Source organism: Mesorhizobium sp. CNPSo 4671 (genome assembly GCF_057784245.1).
The window spans coordinates 71,037-87,888 of record NZ_JBWLUW010000004.1; the positions used below are offsets into that span (position 1 = coordinate 71,037).

The window sequence follows — 16,852 nt, forward strand, 5'->3', positions numbered from 1 at the left end:
AGCCTCCGCAAATTCCTTGGCGGAGGATGAACCTTTTTGGACCGATCAGCGACAGAGCAGACAGGAGCCAGGCGGCTCGACCGGCCATGACGGCAGCGACGGATACCGATCGCGCGCTTGTCGACCGGGTCGCGAAGGGCGACCGTGCCGCCGTTCGGCTCCTGTTCATGCGTCACCACGCGCGGGTCTACCGCTTCGTGGCGCGCCAGACGGGATCGGAAATGATGGCTGACGATATCGCGAACGAGGTGTTCCTCGAACTATGGCGCCAGGCGCCAGGCTTCGAAGGGCGCTCCGAAGTCTCGACATGGCTGCTCGGCATCGCCCGGTTCAAGGCGTTGTCGCTGCTGCGCAAGAAGAAGGAAGACTGGATCGACGACGAGGCCGCCGCCGCGGTGCCCGACGGCGCCGACACGCCGGAGGTCATCACGATGAAAGAGGACAAGGCCGCCGCCTTGCGCCGTTTCATCGACGCCTTGCCCGAAGAGCATCGCACGGTGATCGACCTTGCCTATTATCACGGACAGTCGGTGACCGAGATCGGCGAGGTGCTCGGCATCCCGGTCGCGACGGTCAAGACCCGGATGTTCTACGCCCGCAAGAAACTCGGCGAGGCCCTCAAGGCCGCCGGTTACGACAGGGGGTGGCCATGAGCGCCGCTGAAAAGATGTCGCGCCGCGACGAAATGGAAACGCTGCTCCCGTTCTATCTGAACGGCTCGCTGGAAGGCTCCGACCTCGAAGCCGTCGAGGAATGGCTGTCAACCGATCCGGCGGCAATGGCAGCCCTTGGCGAGGCCGAGGCCGAATTCTCCGGCACATCGGCCGCCAATGAAGCCATCCGCCCGCCCGCCGATGCGCTCAGCCGCTTCGCCAGGGCGCTCGATGCCGAGGCCGGACCCGCACGCAAGCCAGCAGGCTCGTCCTGGCTGGCGCAGGCCTGGGGCCGCTTCATGGCGGTGCAGGTCGGCGTCGCCTGGGCAGCGGCCGCGGTCCTGCTGGCGCTGATTGCGGTGCAATCCCTGGTGCAGCCCGGCGGCAAGGGCAAGGATTTCGAGATCGCCGGGGCAGAAGACGATCTGGCGAAACTGCCGTTCGCGCTGGTCAAGTTCAAGCCGGATGCGAAGATGTCGGATATTTCGGCATTCCTCGGCAGCAACGGTCTGAAGGTCATCGGTGGACCGACCGCCGACGGCGTGTTCCGGCTCGGCATTCCCGCGACCAACGCGGCCGATTACGCCAAGCAGCTTAGCCTTATTGCCGCCCAGCCGTTCGCGGACACTGTGATCGAGGGAAGGAAACCGGCAGATGGCGGCTGAGGCGGCCCTTCGATTAGCGGCGATGCTTGAGCGGGTCGGCGTTTCACGGAAACACCGACCCGCTCAATCTTCCTGTTTTGACGCAATTCCCAAGGGAAAGCGCTTTGCGCTTTTCCCGAGAAAACCGCTACGCACCTTTCTTGGAATTGCTTTGGCGGCGGCGATGACAATCGCCGCCGTGCCTGCGTCGGCACAGACCAACGCCGCCAAAAGCGACCAGACGAAAATCGACTGCCGCAACGGCACCAATGCCGCCGGCGCCAACTGCGCCAAGGACGGCAGCGGCGCCAGCGACAATGCCGGCGGTGCGGGTCCTGCCCAGGCCGGCGCCGTCTTTCTTCCCGCCCTGATCGTCGACCTGTTTCCCAATCCGGTCGCGCCTCCGGCACCGGTGCCGACGCCAGGACCAGAACCGGCGACGCCACCCGGCAACAACCAGGCCGGCCCGCCGGCCGGCGGTCCGATCATCTCGCCGACCGATCTCATTGCCGTTCAGCCGCCGCGCGCGGTGGCCGGCGAGTTCGTGCCCGACGAGGTGCTGGTGACCGTCGACGGCGATGCCGGTGCCGTGCAGCAGATCGCCGCCTCCTTCGGCCTTGAAGTGCGCTCGCAGCGCCAGTCCCGCCTGCTCGGCACCACTTTGGTGCGCTTCGGCATTCCCGACGGCCGTCCCGTCGGCGTCGTGCTGGCGCAGCTTGCCGCAGACGGGCGCACCCAGCGCCGCGAACCCAATCATATCTATACACTGCAGCAGGCCGCGGGCATCGTGAACTATGCCTTCGGCCGCATCGAACTCGATTCCAAGCAGGCGAGCGGCGAAAACGTCAGGGTTGCCGTCATCGACACCGGCATCGACGACGCCAATCCGGCACTGGCCGGCGTCATCGCCGCGCAGTTCGATGCCATGCCCGACGTGCCGATCGAGAAGCGCGACCACGGCACTTCGGTTGACGGGCTGATCGCCGGCGTCGGCACGCTGGAAGGCATGGCGCCGGGCGCCAGGATCTATCACGCCCGCGCCTTCGAAGGCGGCAAGTCGACCATGGACGTCATCCTGTCGGCGCTCGACTGGGCGGCGGAGCAGAATGTCAGCATCATCAATATGAGCTTCGTCGGACCGAAGAACGATCTGCTCGGCGCCGCCTGCCGCAATGCAAGGGCGCTCGGCATGGTGCTGGTCGCCGCCGCCGGCAATAACGGGCCGAAGGCGCCCTATGGCTACCCGGCAGCCTTCGACGGCGTCATCGCGGTGACCGCAACAGACGCCAAGGACGGGCTGATGCCGCAAGCCAATCGCGGCGCCTATGTCTTCATCTCGGCCCCCGGCGTCGAGATGGTGGCGCCAAGCGGCGCCGGCTCGGACGTGGTCACCGGTACCTCGTTCGCAGCGGCGATTGTCAGCGGCGCCATCGCCAATCTCCTCCATGCTTCGCCCGACCGCTCGGCCGACGACATCGAGAAAGCACTGGCGGCAACGGCGAAAGATCTCGGCCCGAAGGGGCGTGACAATGATTTCGGCTACGGGCTGCTGGACATCAAGGCGGCGGACGCGGCGAAGTAGTTGTCTGCCGCTATCAGCCTGCCTAGCTACGCCGGCGCGCCGGCGACCGAGCCGCGCACCACCAGGTCGACCGGCCACACCTCGCCGCGAGCGCCTTCTTCCAGTCCCGATATCCGCGCTGCCAGCCGTTCGGCGACGCGGGCGCCGGCAAGACGGATCGACGAGCGCGTCGTCGACAGCGGCACGGAAAAATTTTCCGGCTTCAGCCAGGGAAAGACGTCGTCATGGGCGATCAACGACACGTCGCCGGGAATCGTCAGGCCGAGGTCGCGCACCGCGCGCACGACGCCCAGCGCCATGATCAGGCTGGAGCAGGCGATCGCCGTCGGGGCTTCGTTCTCCTCCAGCAGACGCCTGGTGGCGCGATAGCCGTTCTCCTCGGTCATGACCACGGAGCAGACGTGGCGTTCGGCCAAGGTCAGCCCGCTTGCGGCAAGCGCCCGGCGCACGCCGCGCTCGCGATGGATGGCGAAGGTCTCGCGGTCGTCGCCATTGATCAGCGCCAGCCGCCGGTGGCCGAGTTGCACCAGCAGGCGCGCCGCCTCGTGGAAAGCACCCTCATTGTCGATGTCGAGATAGGGATAGTCGAAATCGAAGCCTTCGCTGCGACCATGGACGAGGAAAGGAATGCCGAGCGTGCTGACCAGCGACACCCGACTGTCCCGCGGCCTCGGCGAAGAGATATAGACGGCATCGACCTGCCGGTTGGCGACGATGCGCCGATAGGTCGTCTCCTGGTCGTCAGCGTCGGCCGGCGACAGCACGAGATCAAGCTCGTGCGAGCGCGCATAATCGCCGAGGCCGGACAGGAATTCGACGAAGTGCGGATCGATGTCGACGGCTGCACCCGTCGGCAGGACATAGCCGATCATGCCGGACTTGCCGGTCGCCAGCCGCCGCGCGCTCGGATTGGGGCGGTAGCCATGGCGCTTGGCGGCATCCATGACGCGCCTGCGCGTCTCCTCGTTGACCTCCGGATAGCCGTTCAGTGCCCGGCTTACCGTGGTCTGGGAGAGCGCCAGCATTTGCGCGAGCTGCTTGAGGTTCACAACGGCCTCCATTCCCTCAAAGCGCTTTTAAATTGAATCGACCCAAGTGCCGCAAGGGCGCGACGGCATCGGGATGACCATAGTCGGGGTTGAGGCCGGTTTGAAACAGAAAATTGCTGTTGCGCTGCCAAAAAGCATGCTGCGCTGCACTTTTCAGCGCCAGAATCTGCAAAATTAAATCGATTAGTTTACCGACCCTCTTGACTTCCGGTCAATTCAATGGCGTGATCACGAAAGCCAAAGCGCTTTGGAAGACTCTTCGAAAGGTTGCGGTTCCCTTGCGACTGAGTCACAGTCCTGCGGCGTCGGCGGGCGGAATGGAGGTTCCGTCCGGTGTATGTGACCCACTGGGAGGAATACCGATGAAGAAAATGCTTTTGCTGGGTGTTGCGTTTGGTGCGCTCGCCCTTGGCGCCCCCGCGCATGCTGAACTGAAGTTCAAGCCGGGCGAGGATCCGAAGTTTCACTGGGCGAATTTTGAAGACCTCAAGAAAGTCGATCTCAAGGGCGAGACGCTGACCATCTTCGGGCCGTGGCGCGGCGAGGATGAGACGCTTGTCCGTTCGGTGCTCGATTATTTCTCCGAGGCGACCGGGGCGGAGGTGAAATACTCCTCATCCGAAAATTACGAGCAGCAGATCGTCATCGATACCCAGGCCGGCAGCCCGCCGAACATCGCCGTCCTGCCGCAGCCGGGCCTAATCCAGGACCTCGCTTCCAAAGGCGTGCTGACCCCGCTGGGCGACGACGTCGCCGCCTGGATCAAGGAGAACTACGCCGCCGGCGACTCCTGGGCCAAGCTCGGGACCTATACGGGCAAGGACGGCAAGTCAGCTTTCTATGCCTTTCCCTACAAGATCGACGTGAAAGGTCTGGTCTGGTACTCGCCTGACAATTTCCAGGAAGCCGGCTACAAGGTGCCGAAGACCCAGGAGGAACTGGCCGAGCTCGAAAAGAAGATCATCGCCGATGGCGGCAAGCCATGGTGCATCGGGCTTGGCTCCGGCGGCGCGACCGGCTGGCCGGCGACCGACTGGGTCGAGGACATCATGCTCAGGACGCAGCCGCCCGAAGTTTACGACAAGTGGACAAAGAACGAGATTCCGTTCACCGATCCGGCAGTGGTCAACGCCATCGACATCTTCGGCAAGATCGCCACCGACGACAAGATGGTGGATGGCGGCGCCAAGGCGGTGGCCGCGACCGACTTCCGCGACAGCCCGAAGGGCCTCTTTACCGTGCCGCCGAAGTGCTACATGCACCATCAGGCATCGTTCATCCCCTCCTTCTTTCCGGAGGGCGTAAAGCTCGGCCAGGATGCGGACTTCTTCCCCTACCCGCCCTACGCCTCCAAGCCGGAACTTGGCACGCCGCTGGAAGTCGCCGGAACGCTGGTGATGATCACCAAGGATTCCAAGGCTTCGCGCGAATTCATCAAGTTCCTCGAGATGCCGCTCGCCCATGAATTGTGGATGGCGCAGAAGAGCTTTGTCACGCCCTTCAAGGGTGCCAACAAGGACGCCTATGGCAGCGATGCGCTGAAGAAGCAGGGCGAGATCCTGGTCGGAGCGACGACGGTCCGCTTCGACGGTTCGGACCTGATGCCCGGCAAGGTCGGCGCCGGCTCATTCTGGACCGGCATGATCGATCTGGTCGGCGGCAAATCCGCCCAGGACGTGGCCGCCGACATCCAGAAGAGCTGGGACGCCATCAAGTAGCCAGCTGGCAAGTAAGCAGCCCCTTCGCTGCGGTTGGAAACTTCCTGATCCACAGACTGGATCCGGGCCCCGTCGGCCCGGATCCGCCCGGCGCTGCACGCCGGACCGATTTGCGTTCGCTCGTTCCGATTAACTGAATCGGCGCATCGCCACATCGCCAAGGCCGTTCCAAGCCTGGCTGATCATGCGCAGGGAGAGGGACCCATGGCGGCTCAGATTTTCTCGGCCATATTCGTCATCATCATCGGCGTCGGCGGCTGTGTCGCCTATTTTTGGGGCGCCAACAAACTGCTCGACCTGACCTTCCCTTCACGCGGGGTCTCCGGCACGGCTGCCATCAACAATCTGCGTCGGCAGGGCCTGGTGCGGCCATGGCTGTTCGTCGGTCCGGCGCTGATCATTCTCACCATCTACCTGATCTACCCCGTGATCGCGACATTGTGGCTCTCTTTCCTCGACCGCGGCGGCACCAGTTTCGTCGGGCTCGCCAATTACGAGTGGGCTTTACGTGATCCAGATCTCCGACGCTCGATTCTGAACAATCTGCTCTGGCTGGCAGTGGTGCCGGCCGCCTGTACCTTCCTCGGCCTGATCATCGCCGTGCTCACCGACAAGATCTGGTGGGGCACGATTGCCAAGAGCCTGATCTTCCTGCCGCTAGCCATCTCGTTCGTCGGCGCCAGCGTGATCTGGAAGTTCATCTACGAATATCGCGGCGAGGGCCAGGTGCAGATCGGCCTGCTCAACGCCATCATCCAGCACTTCGGCGGCCAGCCGCAGGTGTGGATATCGCTGCCGTTCTGGAACAATTTCTTCCTGATGATCATCCTGATCTGGATCCAGACCGGCTTTGCCATGGTCATCCTGTCCTCGGCGCTGCGCGGTATTCCGGAGGAGACACTGGAGGCCGCCGTCATCGACGGCGCCAATCCGTTCCAGATCTTCTGGAAGATCATGGTGCCGCAGATCTGGGGCACCATCGCGGTGGTGTGGACCACGATCACCATTCTGGTGCTGAAAGTGTTCGACATCGTGCTGACCATGACCAACGGCCAGTGGAACAGCCAGGTGCTGGCCAATCTGATGTTTGACTGGATGTTCCGCGGTGGCGGCGATTTCGGCCGCGGCGCAACAATCGCCATCATCATCATGATCGCGGTCATCCCGATCATGGTCTGGAACATCCGCCAGGCGAACAAAGAGACGGGAGGGCACTGAGATGGCCGTCGCGACCGGAAATTCCTTCGCCAGCCGTTTCGGCGTTCACATAGCGGTGCTGGTCTTCGTTGCGATCTGGACCATTCCGACACTCGGCATCCTGGTCTCGTCACTGCGTGACAAGGACCAGATCGTCGCCTCGGGCTGGTGGAATTCGTTCGGCAGCTCCAGCCAGACCGAAGCCGGCCGGCTGCCGCCCGCCTCGGCGCAGACCCAGAAGGACGGCAAGTTCGTCCTCGAGGGCAACATCTTCGGCGACGGCGCCAAGCGCAACATCAGCGCCTTCGGCATCAAGGCGGCGGCACCGACGCAATATCCGGCCGGCACATTGGCGGACCTGGGTGACGGCGTGACCCTGCAGGTCAATGCCGACGGCGGCTTCGTCATGGTCTCGCCCAAGGCGTTCGAAGGCGATCGCGGCCAGCGCCTCTACTATGCCTCGTCGGCACCGCCGAAATTCACCACCGACAACTACGACACCGTGCTGTTTTCGGAAGGCATCGGCCGCTCGTTCATGAATTCGCTGACCGTCACCATACCGGCGACTGTCATCCCGATCCTGATCGCCGCCTTTGCCGCCTACGCACTGGCCTGGATGCGCTTTCCCGGCCGGGCGCTGCTGATTGCGGTCATCATCGGCCTCCTGGTCGTGCCGCTGCAGATGTCGCTGATCCCGCTGCTCAAGCTCTACAACAATGTCGGTGCGTTCTTCGGCGTCCCGTCGAAGACCTATCTCGGCATATGGCTGGCGCATACCGGCTTCGGCCTGCCTTTCGCCATCTATCTGCTGAGGAGCTATATTGCCGGCCTGCCGCGCGAGATCATGGAATCGGCGCGCATCGACGGCGCCAGCGACTTCGAGATCTTCGTCAAGATCGTGCTGCCGCTGTCCTTCCCGGTGCTGGCCTCCTTCGCCATCTTCCAATTCCTGTGGGTATGGAACGATCTGTTGGTGGCGATGGTTTTCCTTGGTACGGCACCCGACCAGATCGTGTTGACGGCCAAGCTCAACGCGCTGCTCGGCTCTCGCGGCGGCAACTGGGAGATCCTGACGACATCGGCCTTCATCACCATCATCGTGCCGCTGATCGTCTTCTTCTCGCTGCAGCGCTATTTCGTCCGCGGGCTGCTTGCCGGCTCGGTGAAAGGAGGCTGAGACCATGCAATCCGCTTTGAAAGCCAGCTCGAACCCTGACCTCGCCATCGATCGCGACTGGTGGCGGGGCGCGGTGATCTACCAGATCTATCCGCGCAGCTACCAGGATTCGAACGGCGACGGCATCGGCGATCTCAAGGGCATCATTCAACGGCTCCCCTACATCGCCGCGCTCGGTGCGGATGCGATCTGGATCTCACCCTTCTTCAAATCGCCGATGAAGGATTTCGGCTACGACGTCTCGGACTATTGCGACGTCGATCCGATGTTCGGCACGCTGGCCGATTTCGACGCGCTGACGGGGGAGGCGCACCGGCTCGGCCTCAAGGTGATGATCGACGAGGTGCTGTCTCACACCGCCGACAGCCATCCGTGGTTCAAGGAAAGCCGGTCGAGCCGCAGCAATCCCAAGGCGGACTGGTATGTCTGGGCGGACGCCAGGCCCGACGGCACGCCGCCCAACAACTGGCTGTCGATCTTCGGCGGCTCGGCCTGGCAGTGGGACACCAGCCGCCAGCAATATTATCTGCACAATTTCCTGGCCGAGCAGCCCGACCTCAACTTCCACAACCGCGAAGTCCAGGACGCGCTGCTCGAGGTCACCCGCTTCTGGCTGGAGCGCGGCGTCGACGGCTTCCGCCTCGACACGATCAATTTCTACTTCCACAGCCAGGGCCTGGAAAACAACCCGCCGCTGCCGCCGGAAGAGCGCAACGACCAGACCGCGCCGGCGGTCAATCCCTACAATTACCAGGACCATATCTACGACAAGAGCCGCCCGGAAAACCTCGGCTTCCTCGAACGCTTCCGCGCGCTGCTCGACGAATATCCGGCGACCGCAGCGGTCGGCGAGGTTGGCGATTCGCAGCGCGGGCTCGAAGTGGTGGCGGCCTATACCGCCGGCGGCAAACGCGTGCACATGTGCTATTCCTTCGACTTCCTGGCGCCGGAGAAGATCAGCGCGGACAAGGTCCGATCGGTGCTCGAAGCCTTCGGCAAGGTCGCCAGCGACGGCTGGTCGTGCTGGGCTTTTTCCAACCATGACGTGATGCGCCCGGCCTCGCGCTGGGCCGCCGGCGAAGCCGACCCCATCGCCTATCTCAAGGTTATCTCAGCCTTGCTGATGTCGCTGCGCGGCTCGGTCTGCCTCTACCAGGGTGAAGAGCTCGGGCTCGGCGAAGCCGAACTGCGTTTCGAGGATCTGCAGGATCCCTATGGCATCCGTTTCTGGCCGGAATTCAAAGGCCGTGACGGCTGCCGCACACCGATGGTCTGGGATGGCGACGCCAAGAATGGCGGCTTCTCCCAGGCAAAGCCCTGGCTTCCCGTGCCGGCCAAGCATCTGGCGCAGGCGGTCAATGTCCAGCAGGGCGACCAGGCTTCGCTGCTCGAGCACTACCGGCGCTTCCTGACCTTCCGCCGCGCCCATCCGGCACTGGCCAAGGGCGACATCACCTTCATCGAAAGCGAGGGCGACACTGTCGCCTTCACCCGCCGTGCCGGCAATGAGCAGGTCGTCTGCGTCTTCAACCTCGGCGCCAAGCCGGCCAAGGTTGACCTTGGCAACCGATCCCTGCAACCTTTGCCGGGACACGGGTTTTCCGGGCAGGCGAGCCCCGGTTCGATCGAGCTCGGCGGTTACGGCGCCTGGTTCGGACGGATCGACTGAATTTTTGAGACATCACTGGGAGGAAACCAATGGCCGATGTCAATCTGAGACAAGTGAAGAAATCCTACGGCAACCTGCACATTCTCCACGGCATCGACCTCGATATCAAATCGGGTGAGTTCATCGTCTTCGTCGGCCCGTCGGGCTGCGGAAAGTCGACATTGCTGCGGTCGATCGCCGGGCTCGAGGAAATCACCTCCGGCGAACTCAAGATCGCCGGTGAGGTCGTAAACGATGTGCCGCCGTCCAAGCGCGGCATCGCCATGGTGTTTCAGTCCTATGCGCTCTATCCGCACATGACCGTCTACGACAACATGGCGTTCTCGATGAAGATCGGCAAGGAGAACAAGGCCGAGATCGACCGCCGCGTGCGCCAGGCGGCGGAAATCCTGCAGCTGACCAAATATCTCGACCGGCTGCCCAAGGCGATGTCGGGCGGGCAGCGCCAGCGCGTCGCCATCGGCCGCGCCATTGTGCGCAATCCGAAAGTGTTCCTGTTCGACGAGCCGCTGTCGAACCTCGACGCCGCCCTGCGCGTCGCCACCCGCATCGAGATCGCGAAGCTGAAGGAATCGATGCCCGCCACGACGATGATCTACGTCACCCACGACCAGGTCGAGGCAATGACGCTGGCCGACCGCATCGTGGTGCTTAAGGACGGCCATATCGAACAGGTCGGCACGCCGATGGACCTCTACAAGAAGCCCGGCAATCTGTTCGTTGCCCAGTTCATCGGCTCGCCGGCCATGAACATCCTGCCAGCGACCATCGACAAGACCGGAAACCCGACCGTCGTCAGCCATGTCGGTGGGCGCAAGGCGACGGTGCCGATCACGACGCCCGCCTCGGCGAAGGGCGCCGCTGTAAGCTTCGGCGTGCGGCCGGAAGATCTTATGGTCGCCACCGGCGTGGACTATCTGTTCGAGGGAACGGTCGACTATGTCGAGCAGCTCGGCGAGGTCCAGCTTGTCTATGTCGACATCGGCCGCGCTGACCTGCCGCTGGTGACCAAGCTGCCTGGCAATGTCGAGGTCAAGCGCGGTTCGACGCTGCGGCTGAGTGCCAATGCCGAGGACCTGCATATCTTCGATGCGGACGGACATTCCTTCGCGCTGCAGAAGCCGGAAGCAAAAGCGGCCTGAGGCCGCCAGTCTTGCTGGGTCGAGAGTCCTGCCGGGTCGAGGCGACACAAAAAGAGCGGCGGGCCAAGCCCGCCGCTCTTTTTTGGAAGATTAGCTTCAGCTCTTAGTGGTTGCCGAAGAGGTTCCGGTCGCTGCCCTGAGGCGCCGACTTCTGCGCGTCGCCCGATGAATTGAGCAGCTTGTAGACGGGCGAACCGCTGTCGCGGATCGAAGCCGTACGCGAGTTGTCAACCGAAGTGGCGGCAGGCTGGTTGGCGCCATTGGAGCCATAATTGTCACTGCCGGCAAAAGCGCTGCCGGAGATGGCCAGAACGGCGGCGGCGGCAAGGATGATCTTCTTCATTTCAAGTCTCCTGAGTCTCTAGATTTCGCCGGGACAGCAGGTATGCCCACCGTCCCGCTGCGAACCGGCTATTGGTTGTTGCCGAAAAGGTTGCGGTCGGCGCCCTGCTGAGCAGGCGCCTGGGTGGCCGGAGCCGACTTCTTGATCGAAGCGGTGTACGAGCTGTCGTTCGAAGCAGCGGCAGCAGCCTGGTTGGCGCCATTGGAGCCATAGTTGTCGCTGCCGGCGAAAGCGCTGCCGGAGATGGCCACGACGGCGGCGGCGGCAATGATGAACTTCTTCATGTTAGTCTCCTGAATTCTTGAGATCGGCCAAAGCGGCGGGCGAAAACCTGCCATTGGCTGGCATCGGCTGTTAATTGTTGCCGAAGAGGTTGCGGTCAGCACCTTGGACAGGCGCCTGAGCAGCCGGTTCCGACTTCTTGGTCGAAGCGGTGTGCTGGCTGTCGACAGCCGTGGCTGCAGCGGCATCCGAACCATAGTGGTCGCTACCAGCGAAGGCGCTGCCGGAAATCGCCAGAAGGGCGACGGCAGTGAGAACAATCTTTTTCATTTTGGGCACTCCAGTATTTTTCTGTCCGTCTAGCGGCGTGTCTTGGGATTAAAATCGCGTCGTTCGGACAGGCCCGATGTGGGAAAGCCAGCTAGTCGTTTCCAATCACGAAGTTGTTTGCCGTGGACCAAGAATCCACCACTTGAAATTGTACCATGGCCTTCTACGTCAAACATTTTTCTCTTCGATATCAAACTTTTAGCTGAAACCAGCGCAGCGATCACCAACTGTATCGGAGCCTCAGCGTTCACGACGTCCTGCACGCACCGTCAACAGAAACGAACCGTTCGGTTCGATTTTAGAATCTGCTAATAGTCACTTTTCGAAACCGTTAACCTTTTTGGCGCCCGTTCCGGGTCGATTCTGACGGCCGGTACAGCCGTCACCGCGATGATTTTCGCGACCGCCGTTTCTTGACCCGATCGTTTCGCATGCGTGTCGCGCCATATGGATGCGATGTCGCTTTCATGCCGATGTCGCAAACGCTGTCGTGATTAGATCATGTGATCTCAGGTGCCGCTTCGTGACGACGGGGCGGAGAATTGGGAAGCCGGTCAAAGTCCGGCGCTGCCCCCGCAACGGTGGTGGAGTTCAAGTCGCAACGGGAGACCACTGGGCGAAAGCCTGGGAAGGTGTCGCGACCGTCCGCAAGGACACTCCAGAGCCCGGAAACCAGCCCGAGATATCTAGACTCGACTGATCGCGGTGGGCGGTCAAGAGGCGGATGCTGCATATCCGGCGCGAGCCGGCGCGCGGCCGATCCTTCCTCAATCACCACCATAGTCAGTCCTTAAATGAAGAGGACAGGACATGGATGCGCGCAACGATATGCTGACGCTCTTGAACAGCCGCAGAGAGGGCTTCTCGCTGGAGCAGCCCTTCTACACGGATCCCGATTTCTTCAAACTGGACATGGAGCTGATCTGGTATCGCGACTGGCTGTTCATCGGCCATGATTGCGAACTGCCCAAGCCCGGCAGCTTCATCACCGTACAGATCGGCGACTATCCGGTCGTGCTGGTGCGCGATCAGCAGGGCAAGATCAACGCCTTCCACAATTCCTGCCGCCATCGCGGCAGCCGCGTCTGCAACACCGACAAGGGCACGGCCGCCAAATTGGTCTGTCCTTATCACCAGTGGACCTATGAGCTGGACGGACGGCTGCTGTTCGCCCGCCAGATGGCCGACGGTTTCGACAAGAGCCAGTTCAGCCTGAAGCCGGTCGCCTGCGAAAGCGTGGCCGGCTACATCTTCATCTGCCTGGCCAAGGAGCCCGCCGACTTCGCGCCGATGCGGGCGATGATCGAACCCTATCTCAAGCCGCACCGGCTCAGCGAAGCAAAGATCGCCTTCGAGAGCACGATCGTCGAGAAGGGCAACTGGAAGCTCGTCTGGGAAAACAACCGCGAGTGCTACCATTGCGCCGGCAATCACCCGGAACTGTGCAAGACCTTCCCGGAAGCCCCGACGGTGACCGGTGTGCAAGGCGCCGACAGCGATCCGGAGATGCTGGCGCACTGGGCCAAATGCGAGGCGGCGGGCCTGCCGAGCAAGTTCCGCATCGACCCGGCCGGGCAATACCGCGCCACAAGGGCGCCGCTGCTGCGCGACGCTGTCAGCTACACCATGAACGGCAAGCGGGCGGTGAAGAAGAACCTCTCCGACAGCGTCTCCGCCGACCGCATCGGCACCTTGATGCACTATCACTATCCGACGACCTGGAACCACATCCTGATCGACCATGCCGTCACCTTCCGCGTGCTGCCGATCAGCGCGACCGAAACCGCGGTGACGACCAAATGGCTGGTCCACAAGGATGCGGTCGAGGGCGTCGACTACGATCTCGCCGAGCTAACCCATGTCTGGACCGAGACCAACGACCAGGATCGCCGCATCGTCGAGGAAAATGCCTTCGGCATCCTGTCGCCGGCCTATGAACCCGGCCCCTACTCCGAACTCCATGAGGGCGGCGTGATCCAGTTCGTCGACTGGTACGCCCGCTTCATCGGTCCGCGCCTTGCCAACGACGGCAGGCCGGCCTTGCGCAGTGTCGCCTAGGGGTGAAGGGATGAATGCGATGACGGATCTTGGCCTCTATCGCCATCTGGATCAGATGGCGCCGTGGAACGACAGGCTGCAGGTGCTGGAAGTGATCGGCGTCAGCGACGAGGCGCCTGACGTCAAGACCTTCACCTTCCGGTCCGACAACCAGACCTGGTTCCGCTACAAGCCGGGCCAGTTCGTGACGCTGGAACTGCCGACATCGGACGGGCCGCTGATGCGCACCTATACGCTATCGTCCTCGCCGTCGCGGCCGTTCTCGATTGCCGTGACGGTGAAGGCGCAGGCCGGCAGCATCGGCACGCGCTGGATGTTCGACCACCTGAAGCCAGGTTCCCACGTCAAGGCCTACGGGCCGACCGGCGATTTTTCGCTGCACAGCCACCCGGCGGCCAAATATCTGTTCATCTCCGCCGGTTCCGGCGTGACGCCGATGATGTCGATGCTGCGCTGGCTGAACGATTGCGCGCCATGGACCGATGTCGGCTTCGTCAACTGCGCGCGGCGCGCCGAAGAAATCATCTTCCGCAAGGAGCTCGAACTGCTCGGCGGTCATATGCCCGGCCTGTCGCTCGGCTTCATGATCGAGGAGCGGTCGAGCCGCGAGGGCTGGTACGGCCATATGGGCCGCATCGACGCCATCCGGTTGCCGCTGCTGGCGCCCGATTTCCGCGAACGCGAGATCTTCTGCTGCGGTCCGGACCCTTTCATGCGCGCCGTGCGCGGCATGCTGGAGGCCGCCGGTTTCGACATGACGAAATACCACCAGGAGAGCTTTGCCGCACCGATGGTGGAGGAAATCCCGGCGCCGTTCGCCGCACCGGACAGCGTGGCCGTTCCCGTCGAAGCCGCAACACCGATCCGCTTCGCGCTTTCGGACGTCGATGCCGATTGCGTCGCCGGCCAGACCGTGCTGCAGACGGCGCGCGCCTCGGGCGTGCGGATCCCCGCAGCTTGCGAATTCGGCCTGTGCGGTACCTGCAAGGTGAAGAAAGTCTCCGGCGCCGTCGAGATGAGCCACAATGGCGGCATCCTCGATCACGAGATCGACGACGGCTTCATCCTCGCCTGTTGCTCGAAGCCGCTGTCCGCTCTCGAAATCGAGGCGTAAGCAACATCGGGGCGGATTAGCGAGAGGCGTCGCCTTCGTGCCTGTCCCAGGCACGGGACGAGGTTATTGTTGCGGCCTGTGGCGCCCTGGCCCTCCATCTGCTTCGGGAGAGTCCTCGCCGTTTCAGCCGATCGTCCCGGACGAGCCGCAACACGGCTCGCCGTTCGACCCTCTCCAGCCCCAGCGCCCTAATCGCCCGGCGAAACAATTCCGTGAACGCCATCTCCCGTCGAGCAAGCCACGAATTGGGCGGGCGCGATAATCATTTGTTTTTTCATGACTTTTTGAAGCCCCGCTCACCGCCTCTGGTCTCAAGATTTTAAAGTTTGCGCGCCGCTTGACATTTGTCGATTGCAACTTGACTATTGTCAGCATCGGCATTTGGGCGGGAGATCACGTGCCGATCGGCATCCGACAGGGATTGGCCGAGATCATGGGAGGACGATGGTGGAGCTGTTGCTCGAAGTGGAAGGGCTGAAGAAGTCCTTTGGTGGCGTCGCCGCCTTGCGCGACGGCCGCTTTCAGCTTCGCGCCGGCACGGTTCACGCACTCTGCGGCGGCAACGGCGCCGGCAAGTCCACGTTCCTGAAGATCCTGATGGGCATCCAAAGGCGCGATGCCGGCTCGATCCGCCGCCGAGGCAAGGACGTGGAATTCACCAGTCCCGCCGACGCGCTGGCCTCGGGGATCGCCATCATCGAGCAGGAACTGAGCCCGGTTCCCCACATGACGGTCGCCGAGAATATCTATCTCGGCCGCGAACCGAAGGCGCGGTTCGGCGGCATCGATTTTCGCGGCATGAACCGCGCCGCGCAGAAGCTTCTGGACGACCTCGAATTCGACATTCGGGCCACCCAATACATGATGAACCTCTCGGTCGCCCAGATGCAGCTGGTCGAGATCGCCAAGGCGCTCAGCCACGACGCCGAGGTCATCTTCATGGACGAGCCAACGTCGGCGATCGGCGAGCGGGAGGCACAGCATCTGTTTGCCGCGATCGGCCGTCTGCAGAGGCAGGGCCGCGGCATCGTCTACGTGTCGCATCGCCTGTCGGAAATCTTCCAGGTCGCCGATTCCTACACGGTCTTCCGGGACGGTTCCTATGTCGGCAGCGGGGCGCTAGCCGAGATCGACCGGCCCGGCCTGATCCGCATGATCGTCGGCCGCGAGCTGTCCGAGGAGTACATCAAGACCAACACGCCGACCGAGGAAACCGGACTCGAAATTACCGGACTAAGCTGCCCGAACAAGATCGAGGGCATCTCGTTTACGGCCCGCAAGGGCGAGATCTTCGGCATTTACGGCCTGATGGGGGCCGGACGGACGGAAATCTTCAATTGCCTATTCGGGCTCGACCGGCCTTCGACCGGGACCATCGCCATCGACGGGGTCCCGGTCGCCATCTCGAAACCGGCGGATGCGATGGCGCATGGCCTGGCGCTGGTCACCGAGGATCGCAAGCTCACCGGCCTCAATCTTTCCGATTCCGTGCGCGCCAACATCTGCATGGCCAGCCTGCCCGAGATGAGCCCCGCCTTTGCCATGGACCGGTCGCGCGAGACGGAAGCAAGCCGCCGGATGCGGGAGCGGTTTCAGATCAAGGCGGCGCGCGACACCATGCCGGTCTCGGGCCTGTCGGGCGGCAACCAGCAGAAAGTGGTGCTCGGCAAGTGGTTCCTGCGCAACCCGAAGGTGCTGCTGCTGGACGAGCCCACCCGTGGTGTCGATGTCGGCGCCAAGCGCGAAATCTACCGGGTCATCTGCGACTTCGCCGCCGCCGGCGGCACGGTGGTGATGATCTCTTCCGAGATCGATGAAGTTCTTGGGATTTCGGACCGGATCATGGTGATGCGGGCCGGCAGAAGCGCCGGAACCTTCAGGCGGGAGGAAACGGATGCGCAATCACTCGTCCACCTATCGACCTGAACGGGGTTCGGCGGCAAAGGAGCCAGGA

16 protein-coding genes and 1 riboswitch are annotated in these 16,852 nt (G+C 62.9%); of the genes, 11 read left to right on the forward strand and 5 right to left on the reverse strand.

The features are described 5' to 3' along the window. Positions 1-86 precede the first annotated feature (86 nt). The 3 genes from AC04SF_RS12425 (at position 87) to AC04SF_RS12435 (ending at position 2,879) form a co-directional block, all read left to right on the forward strand. Positions 87-653, forward strand: coding sequence for a sigma-70 family RNA polymerase sigma factor (locus AC04SF_RS12425; RefSeq protein WP_488478039.1), 567 nt, complete (start codon positions 87-89; stop codon positions 651-653). Further along, the gene (locus AC04SF_RS12430) at positions 650-1,318 is read left to right on the forward strand and encodes an anti-sigma factor (protein ID WP_488478040.1); all 669 of its coding nucleotides are present in this window, start codon (positions 650-652) and stop codon (positions 1,316-1,318) included. The genes AC04SF_RS12425 and AC04SF_RS12430 overlap by 4 nt, the downstream gene beginning before the upstream one ends. 163 nt (positions 1,319-1,481) lie before the next feature. Beyond that, the gene (locus AC04SF_RS12435) at positions 1,482-2,879 is read left to right on the forward strand and encodes a S8 family serine peptidase (protein ID WP_488478041.1); all 1,398 of its coding nucleotides are present in this window, start codon (positions 1,482-1,484) and stop codon (positions 2,877-2,879) included. Between the two features lie 26 nt (positions 2,880-2,905). Here AC04SF_RS12435 and AC04SF_RS12440 read toward each other — a convergent pair whose 3' ends face one another. Together AC04SF_RS12440 and AC04SF_RS12445 are read right to left on the reverse strand one after the other, a co-directional pair. Then, positions 2,906-3,928 (reverse strand): substrate-binding domain-containing protein, encoded by a 1,023-nt coding sequence (locus AC04SF_RS12440; protein WP_488478042.1) that lies wholly within the window; start codon positions 3,926-3,928, stop codon positions 2,906-2,908. A 16-nt stretch (positions 3,929-3,944) separates the two neighbouring features. Next, positions 3,945-4,100, reverse strand: coding sequence for a hypothetical protein (locus AC04SF_RS12445; protein ID WP_488478043.1), 156 nt, complete (start codon positions 4,098-4,100; stop codon positions 3,945-3,947). Positions 4,101-4,290: 190 nt separating this feature from the next. Between AC04SF_RS12445 and AC04SF_RS12450 the strand changes: the two genes are divergently transcribed. The 5 genes from AC04SF_RS12450 (at position 4,291) to AC04SF_RS12470 (ending at position 10,831) form a co-directional block, all read left to right on the forward strand. Next, positions 4,291-5,646 (forward strand): ABC transporter substrate-binding protein, encoded by a 1,356-nt coding sequence (locus AC04SF_RS12450; RefSeq protein WP_488478044.1) that lies wholly within the window; start codon positions 4,291-4,293, stop codon positions 5,644-5,646. A 204-nt stretch (positions 5,647-5,850) separates the two neighbouring features. Beyond that, the gene (locus tag AC04SF_RS12455; RefSeq protein ID WP_096452829.1) at positions 5,851-6,864 is read left to right on the forward strand and encodes a carbohydrate ABC transporter permease; all 1,014 of its coding nucleotides are present in this window, start codon (positions 5,851-5,853) and stop codon (positions 6,862-6,864) included. 1 nt (position 6,865) lies between these two features. Beyond that, a complete protein-coding gene (locus tag AC04SF_RS12460; protein WP_488478045.1) occupies positions 6,866-8,020 on the forward strand; it encodes a carbohydrate ABC transporter permease in 1,155 nt (384 codons plus the stop codon). Positions 8,021-8,024: 4 nt separating this feature from the next. Next, complete coding sequence (gene bglA, locus AC04SF_RS12465; RefSeq protein ID WP_488478046.1) at positions 8,025-9,689, forward strand: beta-galactosidase BglA; 1,665 nt, start codon at positions 8,025-8,027, stop codon at positions 9,687-9,689. A gap of 29 nt (positions 9,690-9,718) precedes the next feature. Beyond that, positions 9,719-10,831 carry an ABC transporter ATP-binding protein gene (locus AC04SF_RS12470; protein ID WP_202351849.1) on the forward strand — a complete coding sequence of 371 codons (1,113 nt, stop codon included), beginning with the start codon at positions 9,719-9,721 and terminating at the stop codon, positions 10,829-10,831. A 103-nt stretch (positions 10,832-10,934) separates the two neighbouring features. On the opposite strand, the gene AC04SF_RS12475 is transcribed toward AC04SF_RS12470, so the two are convergent. The 3 genes from AC04SF_RS12475 to AC04SF_RS12485 all read right to left on the reverse strand — a co-directional run bounded on the left by AC04SF_RS12475 (position 10,935) and on the right by AC04SF_RS12485 (position 11,726). Next, positions 10,935-11,174 (reverse strand): DUF680 domain-containing protein, encoded by a 240-nt coding sequence (locus AC04SF_RS12475; RefSeq protein ID WP_488478047.1) that lies wholly within the window; start codon positions 11,172-11,174, stop codon positions 10,935-10,937. 68 nt (positions 11,175-11,242) lie between these two features. Continuing rightward, positions 11,243-11,458, reverse strand: coding sequence for a DUF680 domain-containing protein (locus tag AC04SF_RS12480; protein ID WP_488478048.1), 216 nt, complete (start codon positions 11,456-11,458; stop codon positions 11,243-11,245). Between the two features lie 70 nt (positions 11,459-11,528). Further along, a complete protein-coding gene (locus tag AC04SF_RS12485; RefSeq protein WP_488478049.1) occupies positions 11,529-11,726 on the reverse strand; it encodes a DUF680 domain-containing protein in 198 nt (65 codons plus the stop codon). Positions 11,727-12,220: 494 nt separating this feature from the next. Next, positions 12,221-12,421: riboswitch (cobalamin riboswitch) on the forward strand. Between the two features lie 115 nt (positions 12,422-12,536). On the opposite strand from AC04SF_RS12485, the gene AC04SF_RS12490 reads away from it, so the two are divergent. The 3 genes from AC04SF_RS12490 (at position 12,537) to AC04SF_RS12500 (ending at position 16,824) form a co-directional block, all read left to right on the forward strand. Further along, positions 12,537-13,784 carry an aromatic ring-hydroxylating oxygenase subunit alpha gene (locus AC04SF_RS12490; RefSeq protein ID WP_488478050.1) on the forward strand — a complete coding sequence of 416 codons (1,248 nt, stop codon included), beginning with the start codon at positions 12,537-12,539 and terminating at the stop codon, positions 13,782-13,784. 19 nt (positions 13,785-13,803) lie between these two features. Beyond that, positions 13,804-14,898, forward strand: a complete 1,095-nt coding sequence (locus AC04SF_RS12495) for an FAD-binding oxidoreductase (protein WP_488478051.1) — start codon at positions 13,804-13,806, stop codon at positions 14,896-14,898. A gap of 447 nt (positions 14,899-15,345) precedes the next feature. Beyond that, positions 15,346-16,824 (forward strand): sugar ABC transporter ATP-binding protein, encoded by a 1,479-nt coding sequence (locus tag AC04SF_RS12500; RefSeq protein WP_488478592.1) that lies wholly within the window; start codon positions 15,346-15,348, stop codon positions 16,822-16,824. Positions 16,825-16,852: the final 28 nt, after the last annotated feature.

Coding starts and splice junctions, on each gene's coding strand:
- AC04SF_RS12470 (WP_202351849.1), top strand. CDS start 9,719: ATGGCCGATGTCAATCTGAGACAAGTGAAGAAATCCTACGGCAACCTG.
- AC04SF_RS12460 (WP_488478045.1), top strand. CDS start 6,866: ATGGCCGTCGCGACCGGAAATTCCTTCGCCAGCCGTTTCGGCGTTCAC.
- AC04SF_RS12490 (WP_488478050.1), top strand. CDS start 12,537: ATGGATGCGCGCAACGATATGCTGACGCTCTTGAACAGCCGCAGAGAG.
- AC04SF_RS12430 (WP_488478040.1), top strand. CDS start 650: ATGAGCGCCGCTGAAAAGATGTCGCGCCGCGACGAAATGGAAACGCTG.
- AC04SF_RS12495 (WP_488478051.1), top strand. CDS start 13,804: ATGACGGATCTTGGCCTCTATCGCCATCTGGATCAGATGGCGCCGTGG.
- AC04SF_RS12455 (WP_096452829.1), top strand. CDS start 5,851: ATGGCGGCTCAGATTTTCTCGGCCATATTCGTCATCATCATCGGCGTC.
- AC04SF_RS12450 (WP_488478044.1), top strand. CDS start 4,291: ATGAAGAAAATGCTTTTGCTGGGTGTTGCGTTTGGTGCGCTCGCCCTT.
- AC04SF_RS12425 (WP_488478039.1), top strand. CDS start 87: ATGACGGCAGCGACGGATACCGATCGCGCGCTTGTCGACCGGGTCGCG.
- AC04SF_RS12485 (WP_488478049.1), bottom strand. CDS start 11,726: ATGAAAAAGATTGTTCTCACTGCCGTCGCCCTTCTGGCGATTTCCGGC.
- AC04SF_RS12480 (WP_488478048.1), bottom strand. CDS start 11,458: ATGAAGAAGTTCATCATTGCCGCCGCCGCCGTCGTGGCCATCTCCGGC.
- bglA (WP_488478046.1), top strand. CDS start 8,025: ATGCAATCCGCTTTGAAAGCCAGCTCGAACCCTGACCTCGCCATCGAT.
- AC04SF_RS12475 (WP_488478047.1), bottom strand. CDS start 11,174: ATGAAGAAGATCATCCTTGCCGCCGCCGCCGTTCTGGCCATCTCCGGC.
- AC04SF_RS12435 (WP_488478041.1), top strand. CDS start 1,482: ATGACAATCGCCGCCGTGCCTGCGTCGGCACAGACCAACGCCGCCAAA.